We start from the raw sequence: 15385 nt of genomic DNA, 5'->3' as shown, positions 1-15385 counted from the left end.
TCGGGTTAACGCGTGCAATTTTGACAACAGCAGAAATCAGTGTGGGAGGGGGCTTGCTCCCGATGGCGGTGGGTCAGCCACCAGATGCAGTGGCTGACACTAAGCTATCGGGGGCAAGCCCCCTCCCACATTTTGATCTGCAGAGCCTATCAGTCCGTGCCGTATTTGGGGTTGCGCGGGCCATAGAGGATGCCGGTGCGCTGCCCGGCCGACAGCAACCGTGCGCTGGTGATACCCGCAATCGGGTGCGCCGCGTCGGTGGAGCTGTTGATCACTTGCTTGACCGCCGCTGTAATCAACATACCCACCAGGCCACCGCTGTTGTTGTTGCCCTCCTCGCTCGACGCACGCGCCGTGCCGGTCCACAGGGTGGTGCCGGTGCGCAGGTCCACCAGTTTGGCGGAGGCGGTCACGGAGGTGTCGCTGGAGATCAGCATGTACTTGGTGCCGTACTCGCTGACGGTGATGTACAGCGCGGCGTCTGCACCAAAGATGTCATGCAGCTTGGCCGGCAGTACGGCCTGGATATCGTTGGCGGTGGTCAGGCCATTCTGGCGGAAGGTTTCGTCCACCAGGGCGATCGGCAGCACGTAGTAGCCGGCTTCGGCCAACGGGTAGGTGACTTGCGACACCAGGCTGTAGGACGCCTGCACTTCCGGTGACTCGTTGATCGGCGGCAGTACCAGGATCGACTTGGGCCGCGCCTGTTTGTAGGCTGAGTAATCAAACGTCTTGGGCGCCGCGCAACCGCCGAGCAAGGCCAGGGCCAGCAGGGCGCCGGTGAGTTTTAACAGGCTCATTTAGTGGCGACTCCGGTCTTGGCGTTTTTCAGCAGAAAGTCCATGTAGGCGGCGGACTCAGGGAACAGCGCCTTCTCGGTACGAAACTCCTGCACCATCTGGTCGTCCTTGCCCATGTTCATGTACAGCATGCCCAAATGCGCGTGGTAGCCCGGCGGCGCCTTGCGGCCGGTGGCGTTGATCTTTTGCAGGTCGCGCTCCAGTGCCTCGACCTGCGCTTCCTTGGGCTCACCCTTGAAGTATTCGTAAACCTGCGGCTGGTAGCTTTCCCATTGATACAGGGGCTGGGGCGCCGTCTGGCACCCGGTTACCGTCGCGATTGCTGCCAGCGTCAGCGCCAACTTCACTGCCTTGCTCATCCGTGTACTGCTCCTTGAGGTGTTGCTGATCAGTTACGTGGGTTCCAGGCGCCGGCGTTGATGCCGTCCACCAGGCGGTTGATCGCTTCGCGCATGGCCAGGTCAAGCACCTTGCCATTGAGGGTGGAGTCGTAGCTGGCGGTGCCGCCGAAGCCGATCACTTCACGGTTGGAGAGCGCGTACTCACCGGCGCCCTGGGTGGAATACACCACTTCGGAGGTGTTGATGTTGACGATATTCAACGCGACTTTGGCGTAGGCCACTTGGGTCTTGCCACGGCCGAGGATGCCGAACAGCTGGCGGTCGCCGGTTTCCTTGCGGCCGAACTCGGTCACATCGCCAGTCACCACGTAATCAGCGCCCTTGAGCTTCTGCACGGTGCCTTTGATTTTGGCTTCCTGGGAGATTTCGCCCATGTTGTCGCGGTCCAGCACGCTGAAGCGGTTGGTCTGCTGCAAGTGGGTGATGAGGATGGTCTTGGCCTGGCCGCCGAGGCGGTCGACGCCGTCGGAAAAGATACCGCGCATGTAGCTGGAGCGGTTGTCGAACTTGCCCACGGCAATCGGTACACGCACGCCGGAATAGGCCACGCTGGCGCTGGCGACTTGCTCCACCGGCATTGCGCGGTTGCTCTCGGTGGCGCAACCGGCCACGGTCAACAGCGCCACGGCGGTGAGGCCCGACAGCAGGATTTTGGACAGTGTCTTCACGTGTTGCTCCTAAAGTGAGAAATCGGCAGAGCGCAGGGCTGCGGCCACTTTCGGGGAGGGAAACACGTGCGTCTGTATTCATCCCTGAACCTGTCGTGCCGCAACGGCTGCGGCATTTTACGGGGTTGAGAGCGGTTCTCAAGGTGTTTTGAATAAACGCAGGGTTAAGTGATGAATGGGGCTGCTGAGGGAAGGAAACCGGATCGGCCTAAAGTTCTGAGCCGACGTGCCGAGACCCTGACCTGGTTCATTCATTAATAGGGATATTGCGTGTTGAAAATCCTCTTGCGGGCAGCGGCCCTCGTTGCCGCACTGTCGATGACCGGCTGTGTGTCCTACACCGTCACCGGCCCCATCGGCGCCCCGTTACACCCGGCTTCTGTCAGCAGCCCGCGCAGCGCGCAAATCGCTGATGTGACGGTGAACGCCGCCGACGTCAACGACGCCAACAAAACCGCGATCAGCCGTTCGTTGACGCTGCAGCTCATCCAGTATGTGCGCACCGCCGGTTACTTCAAGCAGGTTACCGAGTACCCGGTGCGCCTGGGTGAGCAGGATGTTTCGCTCAAGTTCAACATGACGTCGCTCAAGGGCCATCGCGGCGTGCACCCCGGTTACGTGCCCGGTGCTTTGCTGACGTTGACGATCTGGATCTGGGTCAACGGCCCGATCTACGTCGACACGTTCGATCTGGCCGGCGACCTGGTGATCGTCGACCGCGACGGCAAGGAACTGGCCAGCAGCAAACAAGAGGTCAAGTTCGAGCGCAACGTGGGCCTGTACGGTCGCGAATACTGGGCCCCGACCATGGGCGCCAAACAACTGAATGAACTCGTCGCGCAACTGCTCGACACCGCCACCGCCAAACTGGCCAAACCGTAAACTCAAGGAGCCCCACATGAAAGGATTGATCAAGCACAGCCTGGTACTCGCGGCCGTCTTGCTGACGGGCTGCGTGTCCTACTCGCAACACGAACTGCCACCAGTACAGACCTGGCCGCCCACCGCCAACGCGCCCGCACAAAAACCTACGGCGTACGTGCGCACCACCGGGCTGAACCAGGTCAACGGCGGCCCCGCCAACGCCGCTGCCGGCGCACCCGCCGCCCTGTGGGAAAAAGCCGTGGCGGATGGGTTCCGCCAGTCCAACCGCTTTGCACGGGTGAGCACCGACAAGGTCGACTCGGACATCTACGCTGACGCCACCCTGTACAACAACGAACAGTTCAGCATGGCCTCGGCGATCATCACCGGCGTGACGTTCTTCATCATCCCGTCCACGGCCAAGAACACCTTCACCCTGGAAACCGTGTTCAAGGACAAAGACGGCAAGGAATTGGGCCGGGTCAAGAAGAGCGAGTCGGTACGCACCTGGATGCACCTGGTGCTGATCGTGGGCATCCCGTTCCAGGCAGACACCCTGGACGTGGTAGAAGCGTTGACACGCAGCACGCTGGATGAGGCGGTACAGCGCAAGTTGTTCTAACGGATTCACACAAATCCAAATGTGGGAGGGGGCTTGCTCCCGATGGCGGTGTGACAGTCAATACATCATTGACTGTCACACCGCTGCGCCCAAAATCTTGATGACTTGTTGGTCGCGGTCCCAGTTCCTAAATCCTTTGCACTGATAGTGGCGGTTGCTCGCAAAGGTTGTCCCGCCCCTCTCGTAACATTTGTAGTGACTGTAGTGACACACCAGCCGAGTGGATCGATCCACCCATTGGTATTCGGAGCGTAGGCATAAAGATTCACCCCACCCGCCAACCCAATCGGATCCTGCGTAATAAACCGCCCAGCCTGCGGATCGTAATACCTAAACGTGTTGTAGTGCAGCCCCGTCTCATCATCGAAATACTGACCCTGAAACCGCAGGTTCTGCTCAACCTCACTCACCGCCAGCGTTTCAACCTCACCCCACGCCCGGTACGTTGCCTGCCAGACGATTTCGCCATCGATGTCCGTCATTTCCAACGGCGTACCGATCTGATCAGTGTGGAAGTAGTAAAGCTTTTGCTCTTCTCCTTCATGGTGGTCGACGCGGGCCAACGGTGCATAGCTACCGGGTTCGTACACGTACAGGCTGCTTTGGCCGGGGCTTTCCTCACGCAGCATTCTCAAACCTTGCCAGAGGAAGTTTTTCTGCTCCGTTTTGCCGTTGATTTCGGAGGTCTTGCCAACCCGTCGGCCGAGGCTGTCATAGCGATAATTGCCGGTACTTTCGCGCTTGCTGTTAACCAGCGTCTCGGCTTTGACCAGGCGGTTTTCGCAGTCGTACGTGAAAGTTTGTAACGTTGTCAGTCCTATCCGCTTTTCAATCAGGTTGCCCCACGCGTCGTAGGAATATTCCTGATCCCGCCACTGCTTGATGCGGTTGTCTTTAACGTGGTCAAACTGGCTGGTGTTGAAGTTCAGGCGGTTGGCGGCGGCGTCGTAGCGGAACTCTTCGCTGTCGACCAGCTTGCCGGTGTCGCGGCTGTGCAACTGACCGTTGGCTTCATATTCGTATTTGATTTCGCCACGCAATTTGTCAAGCGTGCGGATCAGTTCGCCAGCTGGGTCATATTGATAACGGCGATGGATTGGGTTGTACGCGTGCTCCACCAGCAGTTGTGGCGTTTCGCTGCCCAGCACGCGCGAGAGTTTTTCAGCAGGCAGCGTTGAAGCAAACTGCCAAGCCTTGCGTCCCATCGCGTCATAGCCAAAGCAACTGGTGAGCTTGCCCTGGGTGCGATAGACCTCACGGTGCAGGTCGTCGCGTTCCATGTCGCTGATCAACTGGCCGTCGAGGTTGAGTTGGTGCAGGTGGCCACTGCCGTAATACAAGTGGTTAAGGTGTTGGCCGGTCGGAAGCGTCAGCGTGTTGAGGTTGCTCAGGGGATCGTATTCGTAGGCCAACGCGCCTTGGGGCGTAGCCTCTTGGATCAGTCGGCCCAATAGGCCATAGGCGAATTCTAGTTTTTCTTCAGAAACGCCGAGTTTTTTACCAATGGTGGTCGGTAACCGATTGATGGACAGCAAACGATCACCCTCGTCGTAGGCATAATCCTGACGGGCGTCCTCGTTAAGCTTGGCCAGCAACCGTCCAATCGGGTCACGCTCAAATTCGGTATGGCGTTGTGGCCTTTCAGCTCTGTCGCCGTAGCCAATTTCATCAACACGCGTCAGATGCCCGCCGAGGTTGTAGCGGAAGCGGCGGGTCAGGTTGTCGATGCGTTTTTCTTCGATCAATCGATCCGAAGCGTCGTAGGCAAACTGATACGCGGCATTGTTCTCGTTGACCAGGGCGGTCAGGCGAATGGCTTTGTCGTATTCATAACGAATGCGTTGGCCTTTGGCGTCCTGGCGGCTGCTCGGTAAACCGCGTGCGGTGCGTAATAAACGCGTGGTCTGGCCTTTGCCATCGGTGTGCGTCAGCACCTGCCCGAACGCGTTGTAGGTAAAGGATTCGGCGGTGCCGTCCGGATGCTCGATGCGCAGCACTTCGCCGTCAGGCTTGCGCTCAAGGGCTGTCGTCTGATTCAGCGCATCCGTCACCGCGACCAAATGCTGCCGCTCGTCATAGCGGTAATACGTGTCTTTGCCCGAACAATCCTGAAACCGCTCAACCTGCGCCAACCCGTTCCACCACAAATATTTGGACTTATACGTGGCATCGATAATGGTGTGCGGCAGTCCATCCTCGCTGTTGAGGTATTCGGTCTTGTGACCCAGGGCATCAACTTCGGCGATCAGGTTGCCTTTATCATCGTAACGCGCGGTCCACACGCTGCCGTCCGGAAAAGTGGTTTCGGTGACCAGCGTGGTGCTGAGGTGGTGCTTGTATTTAATCTTGCGTCCGAGTGGGTCGGTTTCCTCGATCAGCCGAGAAAAATCGTCGTACTTGAACGTCAGACGATTCCCGTCAGGCAAAGTGATACCGGTGGTATTGCCGGCTTCGTCGAGGTCGATGGCGTAGTGCTCACCGCCGATGTCGCGGCTGGCGATGACGCGTAGGTCTTCGTTGTAGTGAATTTCCAGCTCACGGCCCAGCACGTTGACGGCCCCAGTGATGCGGAGTTTCAGGTCCTACTGGAAACAGGTGGCTGCAGCTATCTCACAATCACTCTCAAAAATGAATTATTAAAGAACAGGCCAGTATCTGCCGCCAACATTGATGACATCATTAGCTATCAAGCTGACGTTCAACTTCTTCGTCTGCCGTATTCAATATGTTGGCTACAACCTCAGCGCCAATCTCCCAAGTGCCAACACTTGAACCACGCTCATATTGCTCTCCATAAGGGAGCTCATAAAACTTTGCCATCAGGCTATTCTCTTTTATTATCTTCAGAACGGAACGTATCGCCTGAGCATTAGCTTGATAATCCCCCTCGAATATCTCTATTTCCACAATAGGTAGTCCCGCAGCCCAAGCATCCTTTATAGACTGTATAGAGATCCCGAGCGCGCGGTGCAACTTCATAACCGTTTGAGCGCTTACAGAGTTAAAATCTAAAACTATTGCTATAACAGACATTAGAATTCCTCCGGATATTTAAAATTAACAGGCTCGCCAAACGAGTCATTTCTCCAACTGCCCCCATGCCATCTCTCAAAGTGCTCCGTTCGAGTAGCAGGATAGATATTTTTCGGATCGCTAGCAAGTTGCGGATGATCCAACGCATTATATTTATGATGACCTTGAATAGCTTCACCATTATATTTTGGTGTTTTACCAGATAAAATATCTGCCTCTTGTTCCGGGGACCATTTCCGAGTTCCAGATTCTCCCAGCTTGAGCTTGGTACGTTCATCAGACCAAAACCTCGAAACGCCTTTTGCTCGTTTATTAGCAAATCTTCTATCCCAATCAAGACGCTTATACTCATCCTTTGATAGCGTTCGGTTTTCCAGCTTCGCCTTTAGAGCAGCCCTTTGTGTCTTGGTTACTGGAGAATACGGAACTTTGTGAGTAGGAACCTTTACCGTTTCGTCGGTAGGTACGGCTCGGCGCTGAATTTTAACATTTCCTAAATTCGACCCAAGCCCCTGAACCTTAACCTCATACCGCGCATCAAACCACTTACCTCCCTTCGCACCCAGTCCGCCTCCCAGCAGCGCACCGCCAAATGCCATCAATTTCTGCCCATCAGAGCCTTCACCAAACAGCTTGCCACCCGCCCAATTACCCCCAAGTCCACCTGCAATGCCACCCACCAATCCGGCAATGACAACGACCGGACTCGCCAACACAAAGGCACTGCCCAAACCCACCACCAATACCGCCCGCTCCAACCACCCCGGTACTTCTGGACTGATGGCGTCTGTTGTCTCAGTCCCTCCTCCGATAAATACATTACCGGACCCGGCGCTGATCTTGGCGTCACAAACTGTTCTGTCACCTACCCGTGCAGCGGGCAGCCCGTTGATGTAAACCGAGTCACTGCCCTGCGCCAGAATCTGCGGAGCAGACCCATGCTGGTCACACGTCGCGGTATCAACATGGGCCCTGGCCGCCGGTTTGCCATTGGTAAAGACATTTCCAGAGCCCGTCTTGATCTGGCCGGTATCGTGGCAGGCAAATGAAAGGCTTCCGATCAACTGGCCTATGCCTGCTCCGGTAGCGGCCCCTGCTCCGACCATCGCACACAATGCCACGGCACCGAGACCGCCGGTTCCGACGATGGCAATCCCCACCAACACCGCACCGGCGCCGATGGCAAGACCGGCCAGCAAGCCCCCTAGCGCGCTGGAGTGTTCAATCGGGTCATCCAGGCGCGCCGCCGCCTGGCTCATGAAAGTACAACCTCGTCGACGTCCTCCTCCTTGTCGCTTTCGGGCGGGTAGCGCAATTCAAGCGTCTGCACCAAGGCATCAAACTGCCGGCGCTCCTCGGACGTCATGCCTTTAGGGTTGTTACTGGTACCGGTGATCTGCATGAGCAACGGTTGTTGATGTTCATCTTGATGCAAGAAGATCAGTTGCAGCTGATGAACCGGTTGACCCTGTTGCCGCCAGCGAAACTCTACGCGACGCGCCTCTACCCCTGCCACCTCGGCGGGTGTGACCGGCTCGATCCACTCGACATGCGACAAGGACTTTTTCAGCTCACCCAGTAATTGTTGGGCCATGGTTTCAAGATCAACGCCCGCCTCAACTTGTGAACGCCCCACCACCAGTGAAAACGGGCTTGGCCCGATGTTTGTCAGGGTGAATACATGAAAGGTTTTGTCTTTGAGGCTCGGCGTTCTTACGAAACTCAATTCGTTGGTATGAAAACGCTCAGGAGGGGGCGGCACAGCATCGGCAAGTTCCTTTTCAACGCGTTCGCGCTCTTGGTCCCGGAGACGTCGTTCAGAAAGGCGATCATAAATATTCCGGCGCATACGGGAACTCCTTGTCCGTCGGGCTGATTAGTTAAGGTTGACTTTTGTGCTGCCGGTCATGTCGACGGTGACGCCAGATAGCGATCCCAGTTCGTCGGTGAGGATTTCCTCTCCCGGCGGGCCGACAATGATCGCCGTTTGCGGCCCGGAAATAGTCGGGCGCGGTGTGGTCAGTTGAGGGCGGAAAACGATTTTTTTGCGCACGCAGGAGAAGGTATTGAAGTAGCTCGCCTGATGCCCGTTGAGGTAATTGTGCGGCCTTCACTTTCGACGCTCATCAGCAGAAACTGACGGTCGTCCGGCGAGCCTTGATCGTGATCGTAATGCTGCAGCAGTTCGAAGGTGTAGCCAGGTTTCATGGCCCGACAGTTGCTCAGGACCTGGAAGCTTTTGCCCTTGAGTTCCAGTGCCTCGACGCGCAGGCGAACCAAAGCTTCGCCTTCGTCGTAAGTACCGTGAGTGTACTGGCCGGGGAAGTCATAGATTTCAAAATCATCGACATCGCCCTGCTTATTCAGACTCTTCATGGCGACCGGCAGACGGTTGGTAGGCTGGCGGTAATCGAAGGTCTGGACCGCAATTTTGCCCGATTGCAATTTGCGATTTCCGCTCCATAGGGTAATGGAGTCGGCCGTCTCTGTGTCCGACGCAGTGTGGAAGCGTATTTGTGGTTGCTCGGGTAACGGCGCCAGCGTAGTGGAGTCGTCGCCACCAGCCAGCTTTCCGGGAGGCTGTACGGGGTGTCGGGTATGCCGGAAGAATGGGTCCACAAGGTTGCTTGGTCGGTACATATTCAGGAAAAGGCACAAAATTTATTTGAACGAGCGCCGCCTCACGATGAAATGAACTCCATTATTTATGGACGTCGCTGACAGGCAACCCACCATCGTACAGTTGAACAATAGTTCCTGCTGATATTACGACGCCGAGCACTCAACTGGATTTAAATAGATCAATAACTTCTGACTACGCACTTGCATATATAACAACTGAGTCACTGTGGTAACCGACCACGGATAAGCTGGAATTTCGTCGTACTTGCTTTCACCGATCAAATACGTACAAGCGGGAACGGTGGTGGATATCAAGCCAGAAAAAATTAAGTCGCTGCGCCGTGAATAGCCTCCGCGCCAGCTTGATTTGACTCTTTCCCAGCTCAGACGCCGCCTATTTGGATAGGTGGGATTATGGATCAGTTACAACCGAATCACTGCCCTAGCCAGAACCTGAGGGGCAGACCCATGCTGGTTACATGTCGCAGCATCAACATGGACCTTGGCGCCGGATTGCCATTGGTACTTGTAGAGCGCTCGTAGTAATACGACGAGTCAGGCTGGCGTTAAAAATTCAAATTACCATAGAGCAACGGCTAAGCGAAAACTGTGGTTAAGCTGTAAACCCCGCACTTGGGATAATTATATTGTCGCGCGGCTGTGTATCTTCTAAAAAAATAGAAATCCAAGTGTCCATTATTTTAAATACATCAACATCAAGCTCTGGCTCCAGTGGTTGTTCATGCCACCAAATAATGCCTTTACCTTCAGCAGAACTCGCTAAGTCTATAGCCAAATAATCGCCGGCTCCATTTGAGAATAACGTCACCCACTTTTCAGCAAAACGCGTGTCTTCTTCGTCTATCAAGTCAGCAATACATGAAAAGTCCTCTACATTTTGAGGTCCCATGGATTGAGCTGGAAAAAAAGTAAATCCGTTATGTACTCGACGATAAAACTCTAAAACTTTACCCTCAAAAGGAACAGCCTGATTATCTTTCGGCGAGCAACTGTTCAGGGGCTGACCTCCAATATAATAGTACAGTCCGTTTGCATCATGAAAAATATATAATAATTCCAGCTTTGCACCGCTTAATATTCCAGTCCCAAGGAGCCCTACCTCTAGCAAGGAAAGCACCCAAGGCAATTCCTCTGCAAACAGATACCATGAAGCTGGAAAACTAGGATGTTCTGTGGTGGCTGCACCAAAACCTTCCCAATCACTTGGCACAACTAAGCCAGTCGGAATTTCAGCGATTGAGAAGTAAACGTCCCTATCAGAAAACCTTGATCTTACTTCGTTTAAAACATCATCAAAACTTATCATTTCATTCCCTTTATGGTAAAAGTGTATGAATTTTATTTTGCAGTTCAACTTCCAGCTTACTGGCGCGCTCCATCATACTACTTCTGAACGCGGGATCAACATCTACAGCTCCTTTCTTATAGCGAGTCCACTGCTCGAACGTTTTAGCGCCCTTCGAAGTATTCGCCGTTTCACTTAAGGGAGTAAAGTTTGGTTTATGATTAAGAACCTGCAGTTGATTTTCAAAGGTTAGTCTATTAAAGCCATCCATTTCTGTTATCTGCTTCATCGGGACGATATGATCCGCGTGGAGAGGCTTTGTAATTTCTAACCCTGGCAAGGCAGGATCTTTCATTGGTAGCACAACTTCATCGTTAACCATCGCTTGTATCTCCTTGCTCGGAGTGCGGGCTCTTAGCTTTTGATAAACTTCGGGGGAAACGCCTTTCGTATTCGCCGGTGGAATAGTCGGCCGCTTAGTTATTCTCACATTCCCAAGATTCGACCCCAACCCTTGAACCTTAACCTCATACCGCGCATCAAACCACTTACCACCCTTCGCACCCAGTCCGCCTCCCAGCAGCGCACCGCCAAATGCCATCAATTTCTGGCCATCAGAACCTTCACCAAACAGCTTACCGCCTGCCCAATTACCCCCAAGCCCCCCGCAATACCTCCAACCAGCCCGGCAATAACCACGACCGGACTCGCCAGGACAAAGGCACTCGCCAAACCCACCACCAATACCGCCCGCTCCAACCACCCCGGTACTTCTGGACTGATGGCGTCTGTTGTCTCAGTACCGCCTCCAATAAACACATTACCGGACCCGGCACTGATCTTGGCGTCACAAACTGTTCTGTCACCTACCCGTGCAGCGGGCAGCCCGTTGATGTAAACCGAGTCACTGCCCTGCGCCAGAATCTGCGGAGCAGACCCATGCTGGTCACACGTCGCGGTATCAACATGGGCCCTGGCCGCCGGTTTGCCATTGGTAAAGACATTTCCAGAGCCCGTCTTGATCTGGCCGGTATCGTGGCAGGCAAATGAAAGGCTTCCGATCAACTGGCCTATGCCTGCTCCGGTAGCGGCCCCTGCTCCGACCATCGCACACAATGCCACGGCACCGAGACCGCCGGTTCCGACGATGGCAATCCCCACCAACACCGCACCGGCGCCGATGGCAAGACCGGCCAGCAAGCCCCCTAGCGCGCTGGAGTGTTCAATCGGGTCATCCAGGCGCGCCGCCGCCTGGCTCATGAAAGTACAACCTCGTCGACGTCCTCCTCCTTGTCGCTTTCGGGCGGGTAGCGCAATTCAAGCGTCTGCACCAAGGCATCAAACTGCCGGCGCTCCTCGGACGTCATGCCTTTAGGGTTGTTACTGGTACCGGTGATCTGCATGAGCAACGGTTGTTGATGTTCATCTTGATGCAAGAAGATCAGTTGCAGCTGATGAACCGGTTGACCCTGTTGCCGCCAGCGAAACTCTACGCGACGCGCCTCTACCCCTGCCACCTCGGCGGGTGTGACCGGCTCGATCCACTCGACATGCGACAAGGCCTTTTTCAGCTCACCCAGTAATTGTTGGGCCATGGTTTCAAGATCAACGCCCGCCTCAACTTGTGAACGCCCCACCACCAGTGAAAACGGGCTTGGCCCGATGTTTGTCAGGGTGAATACATGAAAGGTTTTGTCTTTGAGGCTCGGCGTTCTTACGAAACTCAATTCGTTGGTATGAAAACGCTCAGGAGGGGGCGGCACAGCATCGGCAAGTTCCTTTTCAACGCGTTCGCGCTCTTGGTCCCGGAGACGTCGTTCAGAAAGGCGATCATAAATATTCCGGCGCATACGGGAACTCCTTGTCCGTCGGGCTGATTAGTTAAGGTTGACTTTTGTGCTGCCGGTCACGTCGACGGTGACGCCAGATAGCGTGATGGTGCCGTCAGAGTTCATAACCAATTTGCTGGCACCGACTTCAAGTGTGATTGAGGTCGCCGAGGTGATCTTCACTTCGCCGCTATCGACCGTGACGTAATAAGATCCTTCCGTCACCGCAATGCTGGTTTCCAGCTTGATCGTTTCGGTATGCTTGCCGTCGACTTTCAGCTCACGATTACCGCCAACCGTATGGCTTTCATCCGCCTCGATATCGGTATCCAGGTTGCGCTCGGCATGGAGGCTGACTTGTTCCGCCCCCGCCTTGTCTTCAAAACGGAAGAAGTTAGCGTTAGAGCCCTTACCCTTGATCGACCGGGTGAGGAAGCCACTCTGCGTCTTGTTCGCCGGCAACGACCAGGGCGGAGTGTTCTGACTGTTGTACAGGCTGCCCATGACCAAAGGTCGGTCGGGGTTGCCGTCGAGGAAAACCACCACCACTTCATCGCCGACTCGTGGAATCTGGATGCTGCCAAAACCGCCGCTGGCGCCGGTTTGGGCGACGCGGACCCAGCAGGAGCTTTTGTCGTTGTGCTCGCCGTAGCGGTCCCAGTGGAACTGGACTTTTACGCGGCCGAGTTCGTCTGTGTAGATTTCTTCGCCCTTGGGGCCAACGACGATGGCCGTCTGCGGGCCACTGATCACCGCTCGAGGGGTGCTCATCGGTGGTTTGAAGGGAATCTTGCGTCGAATACAGATAAATTGATTCTGGTAAAACGCCTCTCCCGAGCCAGAGTAATTATTTCGGCCGAATTGCTTGACGCTCAAGAGCAGAAACTGTCGATCTTCAACCGCACCACTGTCGTGGTCATAATGTTGAGTCAGTTCGAAATAGTAGCCGGGCTGCATTGCGCGACAGTTGCTTTTGCCCTGGAACGTTTTGCCCTGGACCTCCATAGCCTCAAGCCGATTGCGAGCAATTTGCTCACCGTGCTGCGGGTCCGAGTAACCATAAAGTCCCTCGTACTCAAATATCTCGTACTGCCCGACGTCCCCTTGCTTAGATACAGTTTGAAGCTGCACCTGGTTGGAAAAATTTGGCTGCTTATAATCAAACGACTTCAATGAAAGCCGGGTGGAGTGAAACGTACGCTGGGATGACCACTCAGTAATTGAGTCATCCTCTTCAGTCACGGAGGCTGTATGAAATCGTATGGTGGGCTGATTCGGCAACGGAGCCGCATCAAGGCTGTCATCAAAAATAATCATACGATGACCGTCTTGGCTATGCTCAAAATTAAAGAACAGGCCTTCTTGCTGCAGAAGTCTTAATACAAAATTAAGATCAGATTCTTGATATTGGGTACAGTAACTAATCGGTTTTAGCGGGCGATTCAGTCTGAATTCGTGATTTGCGAGACTCAAGTAGTATGCAAATACTTCCTTTACAATATCTTCAACCGTTTTGTCATGAAATATACGAGAATCGCGACGACGACTTAATATCCACAACCAAGGCACAACTTTAGCCACGTAATTGGCAACGCCAGCATTGGCACCGACGTGGTTAAAGTGAGAGCAATGCCCGCTGATCACTTTTGTGCTGCCATCGGCCAATGTGATGCCCATTGAGACTTTTTTGCCTATGAGCTTTTTAAGCTCGATTGTCGCATCGTTGGACAACAGTTGAAGCTCGTATTCGAACAGGATCGACAGCCCTTCTTCACCGCTGAAGCTCTCCAGGACAAGCTCCTGCTCGGGTGGTAAAGGAGAATCGAAAGTGATGAGCCTGCTATTCTGGACGTTTATCTGCTCGAGGAGCTCAGAAATCATTGACTGCATCCTGCAAGATAGGGCCTAAGCGCACGATGAAAAACCTTTTGTAGTGACCTTGTCAAGCCAGAGCGGGCGTCTCGCCAAAGGTGGCAATATGCTAGTTTGATTTTATTTCTCACTCGGTGCACCCTTACCAGCGCACGTGCTGCCGCGCTGAGCGAGCGGACAATTAGAAACAGGGAGTGCATCATGAGCTTGAGTGATACCCAGCTCAAAAAACTTGATAAGGATATCGATAACAATCAGCAAGAAATGGTTGTTCTCACTCTTGAAGACGCGAATGCAATAATTGCCGAAAGCAATACATCGTCCGGCGCCAGTACGCAGCCACCAGTGATGTGTTCTAGAACTCAGCCAGGAATGTTGGACGGCCTATGGGGCGGCACTCAATCTATATATAACGCGACCCTACACCCGACAGTTAACACCTCATGGGCAACAGCAACTGCGTTGGGCTCCTACGATGCCTACAATATCAGCCGTTTACTCCGAGATATCGGAGGGTTCGGAACCAAAATTCGGATTACGGTGAAAAACGGTAAACAATACGTAGTATTGACCGGCTATCCAGGTCTACGGCGACGCTTAAATGGAACCCGTTATGGGATTCGCAACGCTCAACTGGTTGAGATGGGTATAGGTAGGTATGGCGTCAGGGGGTCTTCGATAGCAGGATTTAAGCTCTCATGCTACGTGGCAGTCGGCATTGAGGTTTTAGAATGGATATTCAATGACGAGGCGGTACTGTCTGACCTATTTGCAGGCATCGGGGTTGAGTTAGTAAAGGCAGGAATTGCAACTGCGATTGGTTATGCTGCGGCACTAGCGATAGGGGCGGTTTTCACAGCCGCCGCACTTCCGGTAGTGGTCGGAGCTATAGTTGTATTCGCTATCAGCATAGGACTAAACGTATTAGATAATAAATATGGTATTAAAGACAGCGTAAAATCTGGAATGCGCTACGCTGTGGACAATGTGAGACTGCTGCATGAGCGAGCTACCAAAGTCACGACTAAAGACCTGCAACGGTATATGGAGGATATAGCAACTCAGGCCGCACAAAGTATTCTTGATCAAGCATACGACGAAACAAAATCTTGGATTTTGCGAAAAATTCAGCCTGGTGAGCTTCCACTACCTAATTGGCCTAAAACTCCAACGTTGCCAAATTTTTCAGATTTTAAGCTCCCCAAGTTTTAGGCATCCATATGAAAAAAAATTCAAGCACGCTTGCACCGTCCTTGTCGCCGCTAAAGCTCAGACTAATCGCGGCGCTCATTGTTTTTTTTATGTCCATTATTGGCGTATTTTCGCTTTATTGGCTTTGGGAGTACGTGCTACCCATATACGGACGCA

At 54.0% G+C, this 15385-nt stretch carries 12 protein-coding genes and 4 pseudogenes; 4 read left to right on the top strand and 12 right to left on the bottom strand.

What is annotated here, in order from left to right:
- Positions 1 to 149: 149 nt before the first annotated feature.
- From C4J92_RS01040 to C4J92_RS01030, 3 genes are read right to left on the bottom strand one after another with little or no spacing between them, the layout of a single operon-like run.
- The gene (locus tag C4J92_RS01040) at positions 150 to 800 is read right to left on the bottom strand and encodes a DUF799 domain-containing protein (protein WP_124365367.1); all 651 of its coding nucleotides are present in this window, start codon (positions 798 to 800) and stop codon (positions 150 to 152) included.
- A complete protein-coding gene (locus tag C4J92_RS01035) occupies positions 797 to 1159 on the bottom strand; it encodes a DUF4810 domain-containing protein (RefSeq protein WP_124365366.1) in 363 nt (120 codons plus the stop codon). The genes C4J92_RS01040 and C4J92_RS01035 overlap by 4 nt, the downstream gene beginning before the upstream one ends.
- A gap of 29 nt (positions 1160 to 1188) precedes the next feature.
- On the bottom strand, positions 1189 to 1869 hold the full coding sequence (locus tag C4J92_RS01030; RefSeq protein ID WP_124360727.1) for a CsgG/HfaB family protein: 681 nt from the start codon (positions 1867 to 1869) through the stop codon (positions 1189 to 1191).
- A 270-nt stretch (positions 1870 to 2139) separates the two neighbouring features.
- On the opposite strand from C4J92_RS01030, the gene C4J92_RS01025 reads away from it, so the two are divergent.
- The gene (locus C4J92_RS01025; RefSeq protein WP_124402675.1) at positions 2140 to 2751 is read left to right on the top strand and encodes a hypothetical protein; all 612 of its coding nucleotides are present in this window, start codon (positions 2140 to 2142) and stop codon (positions 2749 to 2751) included.
- A 16-nt stretch (positions 2752 to 2767) separates the two neighbouring features.
- Complete coding sequence (locus C4J92_RS01020; protein ID WP_124402674.1) at positions 2768 to 3355, top strand: hypothetical protein; 588 nt, start codon at positions 2768 to 2770, stop codon at positions 3353 to 3355.
- Positions 3356 to 3567: 212 nt separating this feature from the next.
- On the opposite strand, the pseudogene C4J92_RS01015 reads toward C4J92_RS01020, so the two are convergent.
- From C4J92_RS01015 to C4J92_RS00995, 5 genes and pseudogenes are all read right to left on the bottom strand, one after another.
- Positions 3568 to 5913, bottom strand: a pseudogene (locus C4J92_RS01015) (RHS repeat-associated core domain-containing protein); the annotation flags it as partial.
- A gap of 121 nt (positions 5914 to 6034) precedes the next feature.
- Positions 6035 to 6388 (bottom strand): hypothetical protein, encoded by a 354-nt coding sequence (locus tag C4J92_RS01010; protein ID WP_124402673.1) that lies wholly within the window; start codon positions 6386 to 6388, stop codon positions 6035 to 6037.
- Positions 6388 to 7647, bottom strand: coding sequence for a PAAR domain-containing protein (locus tag C4J92_RS01005; RefSeq protein WP_124402672.1), 1260 nt, complete (start codon positions 7645 to 7647; stop codon positions 6388 to 6390). Before C4J92_RS01005 ends, C4J92_RS01010 begins: the two co-directional genes overlap by 1 nt.
- A complete protein-coding gene (locus tag C4J92_RS01000; protein WP_124402671.1) occupies positions 7644 to 8237 on the bottom strand; it encodes a DcrB-related protein in 594 nt (197 codons plus the stop codon). Before C4J92_RS01000 ends, C4J92_RS01005 begins: the two co-directional genes overlap by 4 nt.
- Positions 8238 to 8321: 84 nt before the next feature.
- Positions 8322 to 8944, bottom strand: a pseudogene (locus C4J92_RS00995) (contractile injection system protein, VgrG/Pvc8 family); the annotation flags it as partial.
- Here C4J92_RS00995 and C4J92_RS27085 point away from each other — a divergent pair.
- Positions 8939 to 9109 (top strand): annotated as a pseudogene (locus tag C4J92_RS27085) (ADP-ribosylglycohydrolase family protein); the annotation flags it as partial. The pseudogenes C4J92_RS00995 and C4J92_RS27085 overlap by 6 nt on opposite strands.
- 514 nt (positions 9110 to 9623) lie before the next feature.
- On the opposite strand, the gene C4J92_RS00985 reads toward C4J92_RS27085, so the two are convergent.
- The 4 genes and pseudogenes from C4J92_RS00985 to C4J92_RS00970 all read right to left on the bottom strand — a co-directional run bounded on the left by C4J92_RS00985 (position 9624) and on the right by C4J92_RS00970 (position 14026).
- Positions 9624 to 10337 carry an SMI1/KNR4 family protein gene (locus tag C4J92_RS00985; protein WP_124402670.1) on the bottom strand — a complete coding sequence of 238 codons (714 nt, stop codon included), beginning with the start codon at positions 10335 to 10337 and terminating at the stop codon, positions 9624 to 9626.
- A 10-nt stretch (positions 10338 to 10347) separates the two neighbouring features.
- Positions 10348 to 11576 (bottom strand): annotated as a pseudogene (locus tag C4J92_RS00980) (PAAR domain-containing protein).
- A complete protein-coding gene (locus C4J92_RS00975; protein ID WP_124402669.1) occupies positions 11573 to 12166 on the bottom strand; it encodes a DcrB-related protein in 594 nt (197 codons plus the stop codon). Before C4J92_RS00975 ends, C4J92_RS00980 begins: the two are co-directional and overlap by 4 nt.
- A 27-nt stretch (positions 12167 to 12193) precedes the next feature.
- Entirely contained in the window at positions 12194 to 14026 is a 1833-nt protein-coding gene (locus C4J92_RS00970; protein ID WP_124402668.1) for a type VI secretion system Vgr family protein, read from the bottom strand.
- Positions 14027 to 14218: 192 nt separating this feature from the next.
- Between C4J92_RS00970 and C4J92_RS00960 the strand changes: the two genes are divergently transcribed.
- Positions 14219 to 15229, top strand: coding sequence for a hypothetical protein (locus C4J92_RS00960; protein WP_124402667.1), 1011 nt, complete (start codon positions 14219 to 14221; stop codon positions 15227 to 15229).
- The last annotated feature ends 156 nt before the right edge of the window (positions 15230 to 15385 follow it).

This window comes from Pseudomonas sp. R3-18-08, assembly GCF_003852065.1.
Taxonomy (GTDB): Bacteria; Pseudomonadota; Gammaproteobacteria; order Pseudomonadales; family Pseudomonadaceae; genus Aquipseudomonas.
Note: the sequence above shows the minus strand (reverse complement) of the source record. Positions and strands in the feature narration are given on the sequence as shown.

Excerpts from the sequence above, each read along its gene's own strand:
- C4J92_RS00985 (WP_124402670.1), bottom strand. The coding sequence starts at position 10,337 with ATGATAAGTTTTGATGATGTTTTAAACGAAGTAAGATCAAGGTTTTCT.
- C4J92_RS00960 (WP_124402667.1), top strand. The coding sequence starts at position 14,219 with ATGAGCTTGAGTGATACCCAGCTCAAAAAACTTGATAAGGATATCGAT.
- C4J92_RS00970 (WP_124402668.1), bottom strand. The coding sequence starts at position 14,026 with ATGATTTCTGAGCTCCTCGAGCAGATAAACGTCCAGAATAGCAGGCTC.
- C4J92_RS01010 (WP_124402673.1), bottom strand. The coding sequence starts at position 6,388 with ATGTCTGTTATAGCAATAGTTTTAGATTTTAACTCTGTAAGCGCTCAA.
- C4J92_RS00975 (WP_124402669.1), bottom strand. The coding sequence starts at position 12,166 with ATGCGCCGGAATATTTATGATCGCCTTTCTGAACGACGTCTCCGGGAC.
- C4J92_RS01005 (WP_124402672.1), bottom strand. The coding sequence starts at position 7,647 with ATGAGCCAGGCGGCGGCGCGCCTGGATGACCCGATTGAACACTCCAGC.
- C4J92_RS01020 (WP_124402674.1), top strand. The coding sequence starts at position 2,768 with ATGAAAGGATTGATCAAGCACAGCCTGGTACTCGCGGCCGTCTTGCTG.
- C4J92_RS01000 (WP_124402671.1), bottom strand. The coding sequence starts at position 8,237 with ATGCGCCGGAATATTTATGATCGCCTTTCTGAACGACGTCTCCGGGAC.
- C4J92_RS01035 (WP_124365366.1), bottom strand. The coding sequence starts at position 1,159 with ATGAGCAAGGCAGTGAAGTTGGCGCTGACGCTGGCAGCAATCGCGACG.
- C4J92_RS01040 (WP_124365367.1), bottom strand. The coding sequence starts at position 800 with ATGAGCCTGTTAAAACTCACCGGCGCCCTGCTGGCCCTGGCCTTGCTC.